The 891-nt window shown below is 42.0% G+C and carries 1 pseudogene; it reads right to left on the bottom strand.

What is annotated here, in order from left to right:
- Positions 1-891, bottom strand: a pseudogene (locus KUL49_RS20715) (IS3 family transposase); the annotation flags it as partial.

Genomic DNA, 891 nt, shown 5'->3' with positions numbered 1-891 from the left:
TCTGCTAATGCATTTTGATAACAGTCGTAACCATCTGTCATTGACGGCTGGATCCCATTCGCATTCAACTCATTCTGGTAGATAGCTGAACAGTATTGTAGCCCTCTGTCTGAGTGGTGAACACTGTTACCTGCATATCGTTTATCTTTGACGGCCATCTTCAGTGCTTTGACTACATTTTCAGCCCTCATATCCAAGCTCAAGTGGTGCCCTACTATTTTACGCGAGCTAGAGTCTGTTACTAACGATAGATAGTGTACACCTTGGTCGGATTCGAGATAGGTGATATCGCTAACAAGCACATGCTCTGCATTATGCAGACCTTCTTCCTTAAGTAAATTTGGATGCTTTTTCATCCAATGTTTACTGAATGTAGTTTTGGTAAAGCTTTTCTTTGGCTTAACGAGTAGTCCCTCGCTCCTTAAGTAAGTAAAAAAGCCATCTCGACCTAGTTTAATCCCATGCTCAACCAGCTTTGGTTTTATAAGTTTATAGAGCTTACGCGTCCCTATTTGCGGCATATACTTGCGCCAATAAAGTACCCAATCTTTAATTATCGATAGCTCTGCTCTTCTACATTCCATGCGAGAAACAGCCTGGTAAACCGACTGTCTCGATATTCCCACAACCCGGCATGCTGCCGCCAAATTTATTTCTTTTCTTTTTTTGGCTTGCCAGACGTACCGGATAAGTACTTTTTTCTGAGACCCGCTCCATACTCGTTATCCATAATATCTACCATTCCATTAAGGATTTTATTACGGAGCTTTTCGTCAGCTAATTCTCTCTCGAGGCGTTTTATTTTTTCGGCTGGTGTTTCTTTTGAACTTGGCATAAGTGGATGCTGAAATGGTTTCGACCAGTCGAGTCTACCATGCTTTCTGAGCCAAA

The organism is Alteromonas sp. KUL17 (genome assembly GCF_006538305.1).
Classification (GTDB): Bacteria; Pseudomonadota; Gammaproteobacteria; order Enterobacterales; family Alteromonadaceae; genus Alteromonas; species Alteromonas macleodii.
The sequence above is the reverse complement of the archived record's forward strand: the minus strand, read 5'-3'. Positions and strand labels throughout refer to the sequence as shown.